Origin of the sequence: Psychroserpens sp., from assembly GCF_045105015.1 — a bacterium.
Taxonomy (GTDB): Bacteria; Bacteroidota; Bacteroidia; order Flavobacteriales; family Flavobacteriaceae; genus Psychroserpens.
Genome location: NZ_JBGCCX010000127.1, coordinates 1 through 16,966, shown reverse-complemented (window position 1 = coordinate 16,966; position 16,966 = coordinate 1). Strand labels below are relative to the sequence as shown.

General features: G+C 32.6%; 14 protein-coding genes. 10 read left to right on the top strand and 4 right to left on the bottom strand.

The window, feature by feature from the left end; genetic code table 11:
• The 10 genes from AB8B90_RS09480 to AB8B90_RS09435 all read left to right on the top strand — a co-directional run.
• The coding region (locus AB8B90_RS09480; protein WP_405336176.1) for a glycosyltransferase family 4 protein at positions 1–1,234 on the top strand (1,234 nt) is incomplete at its 5' end.
• Positions 1,231–1,689, top strand: coding sequence for an acyltransferase (locus AB8B90_RS09475; RefSeq protein ID WP_405336173.1), 459 nt, complete (start codon positions 1,231–1,233; stop codon positions 1,687–1,689). The genes AB8B90_RS09480 and AB8B90_RS09475, both read left to right, overlap by 4 nt.
• Positions 1,686–2,918 (top strand): O-antigen ligase family protein, encoded by a 1,233-nt coding sequence (locus AB8B90_RS09470; RefSeq protein ID WP_405336170.1) that lies wholly within the window; start codon positions 1,686–1,688, stop codon positions 2,916–2,918. The genes AB8B90_RS09475 and AB8B90_RS09470 overlap by 4 nt, the downstream gene beginning before the upstream one ends.
• Positions 2,919–5,057, top strand: a complete 2,139-nt coding sequence (locus tag AB8B90_RS09465) for a bi-domain-containing oxidoreductase (protein WP_405336167.1) — start codon at positions 2,919–2,921, stop codon at positions 5,055–5,057.
• Entirely contained in the window at positions 5,047–6,252 is a 1,206-nt protein-coding gene (locus tag AB8B90_RS09460; protein WP_405336164.1) for a delta-aminolevulinic acid dehydratase, read from the top strand. The genes AB8B90_RS09465 and AB8B90_RS09460 overlap by 11 nt, the downstream gene beginning before the upstream one ends.
• A complete protein-coding gene (locus tag AB8B90_RS09455; protein ID WP_405336161.1) occupies positions 6,242–6,940 on the top strand; it encodes a WecB/TagA/CpsF family glycosyltransferase in 699 nt (232 codons plus the stop codon). The genes AB8B90_RS09460 and AB8B90_RS09455 overlap by 11 nt, the downstream gene beginning before the upstream one ends.
• 24 nt (positions 6,941–6,964) lie before the next feature.
• A complete protein-coding gene (wecB, locus tag AB8B90_RS09450; RefSeq protein WP_405336158.1) occupies positions 6,965–8,065 on the top strand; it encodes a non-hydrolyzing UDP-N-acetylglucosamine 2-epimerase in 1,101 nt (366 codons plus the stop codon).
• Between the two features lie 122 nt (positions 8,066–8,187).
• Entirely contained in the window at positions 8,188–9,300 is a 1,113-nt protein-coding gene (locus AB8B90_RS09445; protein ID WP_405336155.1) for an MraY family glycosyltransferase, read from the top strand.
• A gap of 81 nt (positions 9,301–9,381) precedes the next feature.
• A complete protein-coding gene (locus AB8B90_RS09440) occupies positions 9,382–10,143 on the top strand; it encodes a polysaccharide biosynthesis/export family protein (protein WP_405336152.1) in 762 nt (253 codons plus the stop codon).
• 2 nt (positions 10,144–10,145) lie between these two features.
• The gene (locus AB8B90_RS09435) at positions 10,146–12,491 is read left to right on the top strand and encodes a GumC family protein (protein WP_405336149.1); all 2,346 of its coding nucleotides are present in this window, start codon (positions 10,146–10,148) and stop codon (positions 12,489–12,491) included.
• Here AB8B90_RS09435 and rpe read toward each other — a convergent pair.
• From rpe to AB8B90_RS09415, 4 genes are all read right to left on the bottom strand, one after another.
• Positions 12,488–13,150, bottom strand: coding sequence for a ribulose-phosphate 3-epimerase (gene rpe, locus AB8B90_RS09430; protein WP_405336146.1), 663 nt, complete (start codon positions 13,148–13,150; stop codon positions 12,488–12,490). The genes AB8B90_RS09435 and rpe overlap by 4 nt on opposite strands.
• Before the next feature lie 134 nt (positions 13,151–13,284).
• Positions 13,285–14,148 (bottom strand): RNA polymerase sigma factor RpoD/SigA, encoded by an 864-nt coding sequence (locus AB8B90_RS09425; protein WP_405336143.1) that lies wholly within the window; start codon positions 14,146–14,148, stop codon positions 13,285–13,287.
• Positions 14,149–14,235: 87 nt separating this feature from the next.
• On the bottom strand, positions 14,236–14,610 hold the full coding sequence (locus AB8B90_RS09420) for a hypothetical protein (RefSeq protein ID WP_405336140.1): 375 nt from the start codon (positions 14,608–14,610) through the stop codon (positions 14,236–14,238).
• A 120-nt stretch (positions 14,611–14,730) separates the two neighbouring features.
• Positions 14,731–16,966, bottom strand: a 2,236-nt coding sequence (locus AB8B90_RS09415) for a polyribonucleotide nucleotidyltransferase (RefSeq protein WP_405336137.1), incomplete at its 5' end; no start/stop codon positions are given.

Here is a 16,966-nt window from a genome sequence, read left to right as displayed (position 1 = left end):
GCAAAAGCGAAAAGCGATTACTTATCGATTCAAAATTGGGTACAACAACTTAAATCAAGCCTTTTATATGAGTCATAAGAAGCCCAAAATATTATTTATTGGGCCAACACCACCTCCTTATTCTGGTCCAGAATTAAGTATGCAACAGTTTTTAGAATCTGAAGTTTTAAATCAAGCTTTTGATATTAGTTTTCTCAAAACAAATTTTAGAACAGATAATACTAAAAAAGGAAAGTTAGACGTCTCAATGCTGACCAATTTTTTTTTTTTTTTTTCAAAATTGCTCAAATTATTAATTACAAAAAGACCTAACTTAGTATATTATCCTATTACGCCAACTCAAATTGGTTGGATAGGTAGAGATGTATGGACAATTCTATTAAGTAAAATTTTTGGAGCAAAGGTTATTATTCATTTAAGAGGAAGTCATTTTAAATTGAACTTTCAACAATTTAATCCAATCATAAAACGTCTTGTTGGTTTTAGTTTAAAAAAAGTAGACTCAGCCGTTGTTCAGGCAAAGTATCTCGATGATCAATTTTCACCTTACATAGATGCTTCAAAGGTATCTGTCTTATATCAAGCTATGGATATTGATCAATATTCTAATAATTATAAAGTTGAAATTGAGAAAGGGAAAGTGCTTGTAATGGGGCATATGACTAAAGCTAAAGGCTATACAGATATTTTAAAAATAATTCCAGACCTTTGTGAAGAGTTTCCTTATTTAAAGTTTTACTTTGCGGGAAATATAAGAAGAGGTGAAAGAGGTGTGTTTTACAACCAATATACTGGAGAAAAAATTGAGTACGAAGATCCTTTTGAGGTAGAAAGCCAAATACTAAATTCAGCTTATAAAAATAATTACGCAAATTTAGGAATTATTAGTGGAGATGATAAAATGAAACATTTGCAGTCAACAGATATTTTTTTAACTGCTTCGTATTCTGAAGGCTTTTCAAGATCTTTACTAGAAGCAATGGCAATTGGAAAACCTGTAGTATTTACTCCTGTTGGCGCACATCGTGAAGTTTTTGAAAATGGAGTACATGGGTTTTCTTTTATTCCTGGTGATCTAGTAGGTTTGAAAAAAGCATTACAAAGTGCTTTAAAAGATCTAGACAAACGTTTAACTATTGGTCGTACAAATAGAGATTATGTGGTTTCAGAGTTTTCAATTCAAAAAATCTCTTATGATTTTAAGACTATAATCTCAAATACACTAACCTCATGAAAATAATTATAAGAAAGATAATACATTACCTAGGAAATTTACTAAGATTTCTTCAAATGTCTTTTCTTAGAGCATCTGGAGCAAAGATTGGTAAAAACACGATGATTAGCTTAGGAGCAAAAGTAGATGTTAGGCGAGGCAAAGTCATTATAGGAGACCATTGTTTAATAACTCATGGCTGTTACATTTTGTCACATGACGGAGCAGCACACATTATCAACCCTAAAGATAACGGAACAGGCTATGTAACTATTGGTGACCATGTATTCATTGGAGTAAATACAGTTGTAATGAGAAACGTAACGATTGGAAATCATGCAATTATTGGTGCAGGCTCTGTTGTTAATAAGGACATCCCAGAGGGCGTTGTCGCTGCTGGTAATCCTATCAAAATCTTAAAAGAATTAGAGAAGCCGTATCGACCTTTACCAAAAAAACATACTAACGTTTCATGATTTTAATACCTTTCATAATATTCCTTGCTCTAATTATCACAAAAATCCAAAAAGGATTATTTGCTTGTTTATTAGTAGTTGTGGCTACTAAATCAATAATAGATGCATTCTGGGATTATCAGTTTGGACCATTATCTGTAATGTCTATTCAAGGGGTATTGATAACCGTTTTATTTTATACTGTACTTCTTAAAAAGAAGCAAATACCTCAAATATGGATGAGAACTGCCAACATTTATATACTAGCTTTATCGTTTGGTATTATTTGGGCAGTAATAACAAAGCCAATGAATTTTGTTGAAAACACAATATTAAGTGTCAATATTTATTTAGGTTTTATTCTAATACCCTTACTTGTTAATAGTCAGAAGCGTCTAAAACAATTGTTGTTAGCTATTATGATTTGCGGTTTGTTTCCCATTCTAGTTAGTATATATCAATTAAAAACAGGTGTGGTTTTTAGAGAGCGTGAGACTGTAGGCTTAATACGTTATGTTGGATTTTATCATGATGCTTTTCCCGTTCGTTTTTATGGCTTGATGTCTTTGTTTTCAGTGTTAATATATCAGGTGATTTTTAAAACTAAAGATGTGTTTCTTAATGGTTTTATGCTATTAATAGCTGGAGGAGCATTTTTATCTATTTATGCAGCTTACAGTAAAGCAGCCATTGCAATACTAGGCTTGTGGATTATGTTTTTGTTACTCTTTTCTGAATCTAAAGTTAAACAGTCATTTTCTATATTGGTAGGATTATTACTTTTGTTTATAGTGTTTGGTGATGCTGTATCAAGCAACATTGAACAACTATTTAGTAAAGAGGTAGGTTACCAAACAGGAGAAGTTAAAGACGCCAAATATACCTTAGCAGGAAGAGGTTATATCTGGGAAGATTATTGGAAATTTTGGCTAAATGAACAAACCTTTTTTCATCAATGGTTTGGCGATGGACTCGACCGTGCAGCTCACAACGAATTTTTAAGAATACTATTAGTAAATGGTATAGTAGGTGTTATATTGTTAGCCATATTTATGATAAGAAGCATTAGTAATGTTTTTAAAGTCTACAAAAACATTAGAGTTTTTGCGTTTATGTTATTTAGCATGTACTTAGTTGATTGTATAGGTTTGGTTCCAGGAAAATATTATTATTATAATATCTTAGTTTGGGGTATCTTTGGCATCTTATTATTGAGACCACAATTATTTATTAAACAACAAAATAACTAAATGCAACAATTGACACAAAAATTAGGCTCTGGCGATATGATTATTCAAGATGTTCCTTATCCACAATTAGGTAAAGGAATGGTCATTGTTAAAAATCATTATTCTATTATTAGTGCTGGTACAGAAGGATCTACTGTTGTCGCTGCTCGTAAAAGCTTAATTGGTAAGGCAAAAGAACGACCACAACAAGTTAAACAAGTTATAGATACTTTAAAAAAACAAGGTCCAGTTCAGACCTACAGAGCAGTAATGAAAAAACTTGATGCGTATTCTCCCCTCGGTTATAGCTCTGCTGGAGAAGTTATTGAAGTAGGTGAAGGTGTTACAGAATTTGAGGTTGGTGATAAAGTAGCTTGTGCAGGTGCTGGTTATGCTAATCATGCTGAAATTGTAACCGTACCAATCAATCTTTGTGTAAAGCTAGATGCTAATACAAATCTTAAAGATGCAGCCTATAATACTTTAGGAGCTATCTCAATGCAAGGTGTTCGTCAAGCTGATTTACGATTAGGAGAATCTTGTGTGATTATTGGTCTTGGTCTTCTAGGTCAATTAGCTGCACTAATATTAAAAGCTTCTGGTGTTACTGTTATTGGAATTGATGTGTCTGAAGCAGCTGTAAAACAGGCTGTTAGTAATAATGTAGTAGATCTTGGACTTACACGAAATGCTGCTGGAGTTGAAGAACAAATACAAAATATAACAAATGGTTATGGAGCAGATGCAGTGATTATTGCAGCAGCAACATCTAGCTTAGATCCTATAAATTTTGCAGGTTCAATTGCTCGTAAAAAAGGAAAAGTAGTAGTGTTAGGAGCTGTTCCTACTGGTTTTGATCGTGATCCATTTTGGTATCGTAAAGAACTAGAATTAAAAATGGCTTGCTCATATGGTCCTGGACGTTACGATTTAAATTACGAAGAAAAAGGAATCGATTATCCATTGCCTTATGTGCGTTGGACCGAGAAACGAAACATGGAAGCGTTTCAGAATTTAATCGCTACTAAACGTATTGATATCGATTACTTAACAACGCATGAGTTTGAATTTGAAAATGCTAAAGCTGCGTTCGATCTTGTAGTTTCAAAGGAAGAACCTTTTACAGGCATTGCCTTAAAATACGATTTAGATAAAGTCGTTTCCAAATCTAAAATTGAAACATCTGAAAGTAAACAATTAGGTAAAATAAATATATCTTTTATTGGAGCAGGAAGTTATGCTCAAGGGAACCTCTTACCTAATATCCCTGAAACTAATGATGTTGGTAGAGTAGGTATCTTGACGAATACTGGTACAACATCTAAACGTGTAGCCGAAAAATTTAAATTTCAATTTTGTGCGACAAATGAAGCAGATGTTTTAGACGATAAAACTAATACTGTTTTTGTAGCGACACGTCATGATTCTCATGGACCTTTTGTATTAAAGAGTCTTGAAGCTAACAAAAATGTATTTGTTGAAAAACCATTATGTCTTTTAGAATCCGAATTAGCGTCTATAATCGAACTGCAATCAAAAACGAAGAAAGCAGTTATGGTTGGTTTTAATAGAAGGTTCTCTCCACTTACCACCAAATTAAAGAATGCAGTTGGAAACAATCCAATGACAATGATTTATAGAATTAATGCTGGATCTATACCTGGTGATAATTGGATTCAGGATTTAGAAATTGGTGGAGGACGTGTGTTAGGAGAAGTTTGTCATTTTATTGATTATTTAACGTTTTTAAATGGAAGTCTTCCAACAAAAGTATCAGCTTCAGCATTGCCTGATGCTAATCAGTTAAATGATACTTTAAACATTTTAGTACAATTTGAAAATGGGTCCTCTGGTGTTATTGGGTATTATGCTAACGGATCAAAATCTATGACCAAAGAATATGTTGAGGTGTTTTCTGCTGGAATGTCAGCAACGCTTAACGATTTTAAAGAACTAAAAATATACGGAAAAGGTAAACCGAAAAAAGATAAAATCCTTAACCAAAATAAAGGTCAGAAAGAAATGGTGAATGCTTTCGTAAATGGCTTATTAAATGATGGTAATGCGCCAATTTCATTTGAAGAAATCGTAGCTGTTACCAGTGCGTCTTTTAAAGTTTTAGAATCTATTAAACGTGGAGGACAACAGATTGAAATATAAGCTAAGTTCAAGTTTTTCAAAACTTAAAGCCTATTGTGAAAGTGAAAATTTTAAAGGATGGGATCCTTATGATGGCATGAACTCTAAGGTGTTCCAAGCATTGCCTTTAAAGCACTGGGATTTAGCAAGACTAGCTTGGATTCAAGGATTTAAAAGAAGTCCAATTAATTTTAGAAAATTATTATTAGTACCAAAAGAACACAATGCTAAGGGTGTTGGGCTTTTTCTTTTAGGTTACTGTAAATTATATAGACTAGCAGAAAGTGGCTGTGAAGATTTTGGAACAAAAGAAGAATTACTCAAGCAAATAAAAGACATTACAGACTTATTGCTGAGCCTAAGGAGCAAAGGTTATTCTGGATCTGCTTGGGGTTATAATTTTGATTGGCAAGCAAGACGATTGTTTTTATTTAAAAAGCATACACCAACAGTTGTAGCGACTTGTTTCTGTGTTGAAGCTTTGATCGAAAGTTATAAAATCACTAAAAATGAATCGGTATTAAAAGACACTTTATCTGCAGCAGATTTTGTGCTTAATGATTTATCAAGAACTCCTCATGGTAACGGAATTATTTTTTCTTACAGTATAAAAGATGGCAATAATACAGTAATTAATGCATCATTGTTAGGTGCAAAAATATTGAGTTATTCTTATAAGTACACTAAAAATCAAGAGCATGCAAATATGGCTAAAAAAGCTGTTGTAGCAGCTTGTGATTTACAAGAGGAAGATGGTTCTTGGATATATGGATTGCTTCCAGTTCAATCATGGAAAGATAGTTTTCATACTGGCTTTAATCTAGATGCTATAGAGACTTATCAACAAAACACAAACGATATTAGTTTTCAGTCGTATATAAAGAAAGGTGTAGATTATTATTTAGAACATTTTTTTGAAGACAACGGGATGCCTAAGTATTATAATAATAAAACTTATCCAATAGACATACATTGTCCAGCTCAAGTTATTGTAACATTATCTAAATTAGGAATCTTTAATAATCATCAAGACTTATTATCAAAAGTTTTAGATTGGACGATTGATAATATGCAACATAAAAAAGGTTATTTTTATTACCAATTAAAAAAGGGAATGAGCTCTAAAATTTCATATATGCGATGGAGTAATGCATTTATGTTTAATGCCATGGCACATTTTTTATTAGAAACTAAATCTATAGAAAATGGAAGCTAAATCATTAAACGGAGTAATGACTTTTGCTCCTACATCTAGAGAAGAACTCATGAAATATGCGTTCGAGAATCACAAAATTATGGTTGCCGTAAATGCAGAAAAAATTCTTCATGCAACCAATGATAGCCGAGCACTGATAAACAGAAATATGGGTTATCCTGATGGGATAGGTGCAGTTTGGGCATTACAAAAAAAAGGAGCCCATAATGTGGTTAAAATTCCTGGATGCGAATTATGGTTAGATGTGGTGAGAAATTATTACAAAACAAAATCATTTTATTTAGTAGGTGGTAAACAAGAAATTATTGAAGAAACAGTAAATAAATTACAATCTGAATTTAAAGGAATTACAATTTGTAACTTCAGAAATGGATATATCAGAACGGAAGAAGAAGAGAAAGCATTAATTGAAGATATAAAAAAGCACAAACCTGATGTTGTTTTTGTGGCTATGGGTTCTCCAAAACAAGAAAACCTGATGGAAAAAATTCAACAATCACATCAAGCTGTATATCAAGGTTTAGGAGGGAGTTTTGATGTATATACTGGAAACGTTAAAAGAGCTCCAGAATGGTGGGTAAAAAACAATATGGAATGGACTTATAGATTGTTAAGCCAACCTTCAAGAATAAAACGTCAAATTCACTTAGTTCGTTTTTTTGTTAATTTGCACTTAAATCGTTACTAAGCGATATTAAAATTAAATTTCAATATGTACAAAATCACAATAATTGCTGGAGCAAGGCCAAACTTTATGAAGATTGCACCTATCATCCATGCGATACAAAATGCTAAAAAAAATGGCACTAATATAAATTATAGGTTGGTGCATACTGGTCAGCATTATGATAAAAATATGTCTGGTAGTTTCTTTGAACAGTTAGAAATACCAGCTCCACATATGAATTTAGAGTGTAGTGGTGGTACTCAAGCAGAGCAGACCGCAAATATTATGATTAGTTTTGAAAAAGAATTATTAGCTAATCCTGCAGATATAGTTTTGGTTGTTGGAGATGTTACATCTACAATGGCTTGTGCACTAGTTGCTCAAAAGTTACATACTAAAGTGGCACATGTTGAAGGAGGAATTCGTTCTGATGATTGGACGATGCCTGAAGAAATTAATAGGTTGGTAACTGATAGTATTACTAATTACTTTTTTACAACGTCTGAAACTGCAAATAGTAATTTAGAGAGAAGTGGTGTGTCTCAAGATCAGATTTTCTTTGTTGGAAATACAATGATTGATACTTTACTGAAGCAACGGCCAAACTTTATTAAACCACAGGTTTGGAATGATTTAAATCTTACTGAAAAGAATTATATCGTAATGACGCTTCACAGACCAGCAAATGTTGATGAAGAATCTCAGTTAAAAGATATGATTGATGAAATAATTGCTCATACTCAAGATTTACCACTAGTTTTTCCTGTGCATCCAAGAACAGCTAAAATATTACAAAGGCTGAACATAAGTCATCCAAGATTACATACAGTAGAGCCTTTGAGTTATTTAGAATTTAATTATTTGGTAGAGCGTGCAAAGGCTGTGATCACAGATTCTGGCGGAATTACTGAGGAAGCTTCTGTTATGAGAGTGCCATGTTTAACACTTAGAGATAATACTGAACGACCAGAAACAATCACTCTAGGTACTAACGAATTAATAGGTACAAATCCAAAAAGGTTAAAACCTTATCTAGTTGATTTGTTTTCTGGAAACTGGAAAAAAGGGAATGATATTCCTTTATGGGATGGGCAAACTGCTACAAGAATAGTTGATGAATTAATTGTTTTATTATCAAATGAATAGTCATTGTAAGTCTTCATAGTTATTTTGCAATACAACGAAGATTCTATAGATTAGTTAATTAATTTGTATCTTGCAATGCTATTAATTAAAAATATGATTTTGTTAGAGGTCATATTCTACTTATGATTAAAACATTACTTGAAAATTTTAATCCTGAAGACAGTCCGTTAATATGGTTAGCTTGTGCTTTTATATTGGCGTTTGTTATTGCTTATCAAACTTTCCCAACGATACTGTATGTGGCGAAAGAAAAACATCTTATGGATGAGCCAGACAGTAGGAGTATGCACTCAAGTAAGACACCTACCTTAGGAGGTATCGGAATATTTTTCAGTTTAGTGGTTGTAATGACAATTGTAGGAGCAATGCTGAATACCAAAGTATTACTTCTTGTAATGGGAGGTTTAACCATACTCTTTTTTCTCGGACTTAAAGATGATTTAACAATTCTTTCAGCTCGAAAAAAGTTTGTAGGTCAATTACTTGCAGCTTTACTGCTTATTGTTTTTACTGATACACGAATTATTGGATTTTCGAAAATTTTTGATATTGATATTTTGCCTTATTGGGTCTCCATTGGTTTTACTCTTTTCGTTTATATTTTAGTTATAAATGCATATAATCTTATTGACGGCGTTGATGGATTAGCAGGATGTATTGCATTATTAATAAGTGTTTTTTTTAGCATTCTTTTTTACAATTCAGGAGCACTTAGTTTAGCTACAATTTCTGTAGCGCTTATTGGTGCGCTATTAGCTTTTTTGAAGTCGAATTTTTCATCTAAAAAGAAAATATTTATGGGAGATACTGGATCCATGATTGTTGGATTCTTATTAGCATTTTTCACTATTAGTTTTATATGTCAATCTCAAAGTAATGTTAATTCTGAATATTTTAGAGCATCACCAGCTTTAGCTTTTGCGATGTTGTTTTTTCCATTAATAGATACGTTAAGAATATTTTTTATCCGAATATTTGTATTAAAAAAGAGTCCTTTCGAAGCCGATAAAAATCATATTCACCATAGGTTTATTCAAGCAGGTTTTTCTCATATTCAAACGACCTTTACAATTGTATTAATTAATCTACTGATTGTTATTATTGCCTTTAATATGTTGCATTTAAACTTAAATACACAAATATTTTTGCTGATGATTTATGGATCAATATTATACTGTATGCCATTTGTAATAATCAAAATAATGAACAAAAGCAAAAAAAGTATCAAGGTGTAATTCTCAATTTCCTTAAATCAATCTTTTTCTACTTTGTGATTCCTTTAAATAGATTATATTTGCTTCTTCAATAATAGAACTATGAAGTTAAAGTTTTTAGCATTATTCCTTGTGTTTGTAGCCACATCTTGTGCCACTAAAAAGGAAATATTGTACCTACAAGATGCAACCGAAAATAGTAGTACGGAAATCAATTTTCAAAATACAACCATACAACCCAATGATATTTTAAAAGTTGATGTTGAATCTTTGGTTCCAGAAGCAGCTAAACCTTACAATAAAAGTGGTGCTGGTAATGTGCAACAATCAAATTTATTACTCATTCAATTAGAAGGATATTTAGTTTCTAATGAAGGGACTATTAACTTTCCAATTTTGGGGAATATTGAATTAGTTAACCTAACAGTTCTTGAAGCTGAACAAAAAATCAGAGATATATTAATATCTGGAGGACATCTAAACGATCCTAATGTTAATGTTCGTATTATAAATTCTAAAGTAACCATACTTGGAGAAGTTAGAACACCTGGCACCTATAACTTTACTGAACAGAACATCACACTTTTACAAGCTCTAGGTTATGCAGGAGATTTAACTATTAATGGTAAAAGAGAAGATATTATTATGACCAGAGATGTTGATGGTGTTCGAGTAATAACTCATATTGATTTGACGAATACCGAATTTATGAATTCAGAGTTTTTCTTTGTCAAACCTAATGATACAATAATTGTAAATCCTAATAATCCAAAAGTTAAATCAGCTGGTTATATTGGTAATATTGGTACATTATTAGGTGTTACATCAATAATCTTAAGTTCAATCGTTTTATTGACACGTTAGTTATGAATACACCTCAGAACAATAATGGATTTAATCTTCTAGATGAGGATAAAGGAGATTTAAAACAAGAGTTTAGGAAATATTTAAGGCACTGGCCTTGGTTTGTTTTTGCTCTAATTTTGGCTTTATTAAGTGCTTATATCTACATACGATATGCTCCTAGAGTATATGAGACAAAAGCAAAAATTAAAGTGTTAGATGAGTCTGATGGTTTAGAATTACCAACATCTGCATTTATTTTTAAGCGTTCAAATATCAACTTAGAAAATGAAATTGAGATACTTAATTCTTACATAATTTTAGAAGATGTAGCAAAAAAATTAAATCTCAATACCTTGTTTTATGAAGAAGGGACTATACAAACAGCACAAATAGCTGAATTACCCTTTTATTTTGAACAGCTTATTGCAGCCGATAGTGTATCAAAGTCAATGGCTTATGTGATTGATGTTAAGGACACTAGTTTTGAAATTATTGATACAAAAACAGAGGAAACTGTTGAGATTCCTAACCATAATAGTTTTGAAATAAACCATGATTTTCCATTTCAAATAAAACTCAATAATGATAAAGCGTCTCTAGAATCTGTTGGGAAACGCTATACGGTAATCTTTAGATCCCTTAGAAATGCTACTCTAGCTTTAAAATCGAGTGTCAAAACTGAAACTATTGGAGAACGTAGTCATCTATTAGAGCTATCAATAAATGGTGAAAGTAAATTACGTTCAGAGCGTATATTAGACACGCTTATAATGACATTTAATAGAGATGGAATTAAAGATAGGCAATTAGTATCTCAAAACACTATTGATTTTATAGACGATCGTTTTGTATATCTTGCTAGTGAACTTGATTCTATAGAAGATAATAGAAAAGAATTTAAAGAGGACAACAATCTGGTTGATCTTAAAACTGATGCTTCATTAGATCTTAAACAAAGAGCTAATTCTGATGAAGAAGTATTCAAAGTTGAAAGCCAGATAGTCATCGTAGACATGTTGCGAGAAACGATTAAGTCCAATCTTAAGGATGGTTTGTTACCAGCAAATATAGGTCTTGACAGTGGTAATACTAACTCATTAATTAGTGAATATAACACCGCAGTTATAGAGAGAGATAAATTAGTAAGAAGTGGAGGTGAAAAAAATCCGGCTGTAAAATTTGCGCAAACCTATATTGACGATTTAAAATCAAATATATTAAAATCTCTTAATTCCTATCGTCAACAGCTTGAAGTTACTAATAATCAGTTATCAAGACGAAATAGTAAGTTTATTGGTAGAGTGTCTCGTATTCCTGAGAAAGAGAAATTGTTAAGAGCAATCGAGCGTCAACAAACAATTAAGGAGAGTTTATATCTTTTATTACTTCAGAAAAGAGAAGAAGCAGCAATCAATTTAGCCATTACTGAGCCATCTATAAAAGTTGTAGATTATGCGTTGTCGTCTTCTAAGCCCATAACTCCTAAACCAAATATAGCTTATGCGTCTGCAATTTTAGCTGGCTTGTTAATTCCATTTGCAATTTTGTATTTGATATTTATGTTAGATACCAAGATTCATGGTAAAGAAGACATTCTTAAGCTTAATAATAAAATACCTATAATTGCTGAAATACCTGACATTAGCAAAAGAGAAAAAGCAGTTTTTGTTGATCCTAATGATAGAACCATATTAGCAGAGTCCTTTAGGATTTTAAGTTCTAATGTTAATTATTTACTTCCTGTAAGAGATGATGAAAAAGGAAAAGTAATTTACTGTACATCTACAATTAAAGGTGAAGGAAAAACATTTATTAGTATTAACCTGTCTTTAGCTCTTTCAAGTATGAATAAGAAAGTATTATTGATTGGTGCAGATTTGCGTAACCCTCAAATTCACACACATACTAAATATGAAAAAAATACTGTAGGACTTTCTGATTATTTACACAATGCATCTATAGATTGGAGGTCTAATCTGGTTAAAGGATTTGAGAAGCATGAAGATCATGATATACTTCTTTCAGGTAACATTCCTCCAAATCCAACAAGTTTATTAACAAATGGTAGATTTAAAGCCTTAGTAGAAGAGGCTAAAGAATATTATGATTATGTTATTGTAGATACTGCACCAACTGTTTTAGTAACAGATACAATGCTTATTTCTCAATTAGCAGATGTTACCGTTTATATCTCTAGAGCTAATTTTACAGAAAAGAAAATACTAAGCTTCTCTGAAGAATTATTTTCATCTGGAAAAATTAAGAACATGGCTTATGTAATTAATGGTGTTGGAGCTAGTAGGTCTTATGGATATGGTTATAATTATGGATATGGCTATGGTTATGGAAGTAAAGAATTAGCTTAACTATTGGCTAGTGTTTTTAAACCTTTAATAGTTTCAGGTTGGTTATTACTCTTGAAAACATAACTACCTGCAACTAGAACATCAGCACCTGCGTCAACAAGTTGTTTTGCATTTTTATTGGTAACACCTCCATCAATTTCAATTTTTGTTGAAGCACCTTTTTTGCGTATCAATTCTTTAAGTTGATGAACCTTAGAATAGGTGTTTTCAATAAAGCTCTGTCCTCCAAAACCTGGGTTAACACTCATTATGCATACTAAGTCAATATCATTAATTATATCTTCTAGAAGTGACACTGGTGTATGAGGGTTTAAAGCTACACCTGCTTGCATGTTTTCAGATTTAATAGCTTGTAATGTTCTGTGAAGATGTGTGCAAGCTTCATAATCTACAGTAAGAATATTTGCTCCTAAATCTGCAAAAGTCTTTATGTATCGGTCTGGGTCGACAATCATTAAATGTACATCAATGATTTTTTTTGCATGTGTGTTAATTGCCTTTAAAACTGGCATTCCAAAGGAAATATTTGGAACAAAAACGCCATCCATGACATCAATGTGAAACCAATCGGCTTCACTTGAATTTACCATTTCTATATCACGTTGAAGATTAGCAAAGTCGGCTGCTAAAATTGACGGAGCAATTAGTTTTGAAGACATAAGTTGTTTTTTGCAAAAATAGAATAAAAAAACAAACCCACGGTAATCAGCCGTGGGTTCTTTCATCAATCAAAAAACGAACAGTTATATGTAACTGTTTGTTACTGTTATTAAGTCGTAATTAAATGCAATTACTAACCTAAGTATGTTTTTAATATTTTACTTCTAGACGTGTGCTTTAAACGTCTAATAGCTTTTTCTTTAATTTGTCTAACACGCTCTCTTGTTAAATCGAAAGTTTCTCCAATTTCTTCAAGAGACATTGGGTGTTGATTTCCTAAGCCAAAATATAAACGAATAACATCTGCTTCTCGAGGTGTTAAGGTTTCTAATGCACGTTCAATTTCTGTTCTTAATGATTCGTGTAATAGATCCTTGTCAGGATTAGGAGATTCACCACTTCGTAATACATCGTAAAGATTGGAATCTTCCCCTTCAACTAAAGGAGCATCCATCGAGACATGACGACCAGAGTTTTTCATTGACTCTTTAACATCATTGATGGTCATGTCTAATTCTTTTGCAATTTCTTCAGCACTTGGTGGACGCTCATGGCTTTGTTCTAAAAAGGCAAAGGTCTTATTTATTTTGTTAATTGAACCAATCTTATTTAGAGGCAAACGTACAATACGTGATTGCTCAGCTAATGCCTGTAAAATGGATTGTCTAATCCACCAAACAGCATACGATATAAACTTAAACCCACGGGTTTCATCAAATCGCTGAGCAGCTTTAATTAAGCCTAAGTTACCTTCATTAATTAAATCTGGTAATGTTAATCCTTGATTTTGGTATTGTTTAGCTACAGATACGACGAAACGTAGGTTTGCTTTAGTTAATTTTTCTAAAGCAATTTGGTCACCAGCTTTGATACGTTGTGCTAATTCTACTTCTTCATCAGCAGTAATTAAATCAACCTTTCCAATCTCTTGTAAGTATTTGTCTAACGATGCAGTTTCTCTATTGGTAACCTGCTTCGTGATTTTTAGCTGTCTCATTTAAGTGTCTTTTAAATTTGGGTGTATAGGTATACTACATAGTTATACGTAACAAATGAATAAAATGTTACAAAAAAATAAATTAATTTAAATTTTGATTAACGTTTTGCTATTCATGTTGACATCATCCATCATTTCACTAGTGAATTTATAGTGACCTTTGGTAGTAATTAATTTAAAGTGGTGAGATTTTAAAGCTGTGAAGGTGTTTAAAAAAAGCCATTTTGATTTTAAAAGTTTAGGTTTTTCACTCTTTAGGCTTATATCAAAGTAATGTTTGTTTCCATTTTTTTCAGCTACAATGTCCGGAGTTATAGTAACATCACTCCCTTTTTTTATAAATGATTTAGGAGTTTCGTACCCTTCAGTATCAGCTTGAATATTTTCGAATCCATGTTGTTCAAGGTATTCTACTGAGTTTTCTAAAATGTCTTTGTATTTTTCTTTGTCGGCTTGTATCATAGCTCTAAAGATAAACAAAAGTGTGGCATATTCCAATTTGTTGGTTCTAAATAGAAGTTTTTAGATAAAAAAAGCCCATCAAAATTTGATGGGCTCACTAATATGTTGAGATTAAATATATTAATCTTTACTATCATTTCTAGGTTTACGATCATCACGACGGTTATCACGCCCACGATTATCTCTTCCTCTGTTGTCTCTACCACGATTATTATCTCTTGGTGGTCTTTCTACATAACCTTCTGGTTTTGGTAAAATTGCTTTTCGAGATACTTTCTCTTTACGGGTACGCTTGTCAATACCGAAATATTTTACATCAAATACATCTCCCATGTTTACAACATCAGATACATTTTCTGTGCGTTCCCAAGCAAGTTCACTTACATGTAATAAGACTTCATTTCCTGGTGCATCCATATATTCTACAACAGCACCAAAATCAAGCATCTTAATTACTTTTACTTCGTAAACGCTTCCAACTTCTGGTTTAAACAAAATAGAATCAATTTTTGCCATTACAGCATCAATACCAGTTTTACCAACACCTAAAATTTCAACAATGCCTTCTTCAGTTACTGGGTCTTCGTTAATAACGATAGTCGTTTCAGTCTCTTTTTGCATTTCTTGAATCACTTTTCCACCAGGACCAATTAAGGCTCCAATAAATTCATTAGGAATTCGTCTTGTTATCATTGTTGGTGCATGATCTTTAACATCTGCATTAGGAGTAGCTATAGTATCTGTCAATTTCTCTAAGATATGTAAACGACCATCACGAGCTTGTTGTAATGCATTTACTAGAATCTCATAAGATAATCCTTTAACTTTAATATCCATTTGACAAGCTGTAATACCATCAGCAGTACCAGTTACTTTAAAATCCATATCACCTAAGTGATCTTCATCACCTAAGATATCAGATAATACAGCGTACTTTCCAGAATCAGCATCAGAAATTAATCCCATCGCGATACCAGAAACTGGCTTTGTCATTTGTACACCAGCATCCATCATTGCCATTGTACCAGCACAAACCGTTGCCATAGAAGATGAACCGTTTGATTCTAAAACTTCAGATACAACTCTTACTGTGTAAGGACATTCATCTGGAACCATACCTTTTAATGCGCGTTGAGCTAAATTACCATGTCCCACTTCTCTACGAGATGTTCCACGAATAGGTCTAGCCTCTCCGGTACAAAAAGGAGGGAAGTTGTAATGTAAATAGAAACGCTCTTCTCCTTCTTGAGAAGGCATGTCAATTTGGTTAGCATCTCTAGATGTTCCTAAAGTTACTGTAGCTAATGCTTGAGTTTCTCCACGAGTAAAAACTGCAGAACCATGAGTTGATGGTAAATAATCAACCTCACACCAGATCGGTCTGATTTCTGTTGTCTTACGACCATCTAGACGTAATCCTTCATCTAAGGTTAAATCTCTAATGGCAGCTTTTTCAGCTTTTCTGTAGTAATCAGATACTAATCCGCCGTAGTCTTCTAATTCTTCTTCAGAAAACGTCGCTTTGATATCTTCTTTTATTTGTTGAAAAGCAGCACTTCTTTCATGTTTAGCAGAACCGGCTTTAGCAATGGCATACACTTTATCGTAAGCCATGTCATGAACTTTCTTCTCTAAATCTTTATCTTCTCTTTCTGGCTCATATTCACGAACATCTTTCTTTCCAAAAGCTTCAGCTAATCTAACTTGAGCAGCACATTGTACTTTAATAGCTTCATGAGCAAACTTAATTGCATCTGCCATTTCTTCTTCAGAAATTTCATCCATTTCACCTTCAACCATCATCACTGAATCAGCTGAGGCTCCAATCATCATATCGATATCTGATTCTGCTAATTGAGCAAATGTGGGATTGATAATAAATTCTCCGTTTACACGACCAACTCTTGCTTCAGAAATCGGACATTCAAATGGGAAATCTGATAATTGAATGGCAGCAGAAGCTGCTAAACCTGCCATAGCATCTGGCATTACATCATCATCATGAGACATTAATTGAATCATCACCTGAGTTTCAGAATGATAATCTTTTGGGAATAGTGGACGTAAAACTCTATCTACTAATCGCATTGTTAATACTTCACCGTCACTTGGTCTTGCTTCTCTTTTGAAGAAACCTCCAGGATAACGACCAGCAGCAGCGAATTTTTCTCTGTAATCTACTGTTAACGGAAGAAAATTGACGTCTTTTTGTTCATAATTGGAAACAACTGTACATAATAACATACATTTTCCAGATTGTACCACAACGCTACCATGCGCTTGTTTGGCTAATTTTCCGGTTTCGATAGAAATTTCTCTACCATCACCTAGGTCAATGACCTCTTTGTAAGTCTTT

Coding starts and splice junctions, on each gene's coding strand:
- AB8B90_RS09475 (WP_405336173.1), top strand. CDS start 1,231: ATGAAAATAATTATAAGAAAGATAATACATTACCTAGGAAATTTACTA.
- AB8B90_RS09470 (WP_405336170.1), top strand. CDS start 1,686: ATGATTTTAATACCTTTCATAATATTCCTTGCTCTAATTATCACAAAA.
- AB8B90_RS09465 (WP_405336167.1), top strand. CDS start 2,919: ATGCAACAATTGACACAAAAATTAGGCTCTGGCGATATGATTATTCAA.
- AB8B90_RS09455 (WP_405336161.1), top strand. CDS start 6,242: ATGGAAGCTAAATCATTAAACGGAGTAATGACTTTTGCTCCTACATCT.
- wecB (WP_405336158.1), top strand. CDS start 6,965: ATGTACAAAATCACAATAATTGCTGGAGCAAGGCCAAACTTTATGAAG.
- AB8B90_RS09445 (WP_405336155.1), top strand. CDS start 8,188: ATGATTAAAACATTACTTGAAAATTTTAATCCTGAAGACAGTCCGTTA.
- AB8B90_RS09440 (WP_405336152.1), top strand. CDS start 9,382: ATGAAGTTAAAGTTTTTAGCATTATTCCTTGTGTTTGTAGCCACATCT.
- AB8B90_RS09435 (WP_405336149.1), top strand. CDS start 10,146: ATGAATACACCTCAGAACAATAATGGATTTAATCTTCTAGATGAGGAT.
- rpe (WP_405336146.1), bottom strand. CDS start 13,150: ATGTCTTCAAAACTAATTGCTCCGTCAATTTTAGCAGCCGACTTTGCT.
- AB8B90_RS09425 (WP_405336143.1), bottom strand. CDS start 14,148: ATGAGACAGCTAAAAATCACGAAGCAGGTTACCAATAGAGAAACTGCA.
- AB8B90_RS09420 (WP_405336140.1), bottom strand. CDS start 14,610: ATGATACAAGCCGACAAAGAAAAATACAAAGACATTTTAGAAAACTCA.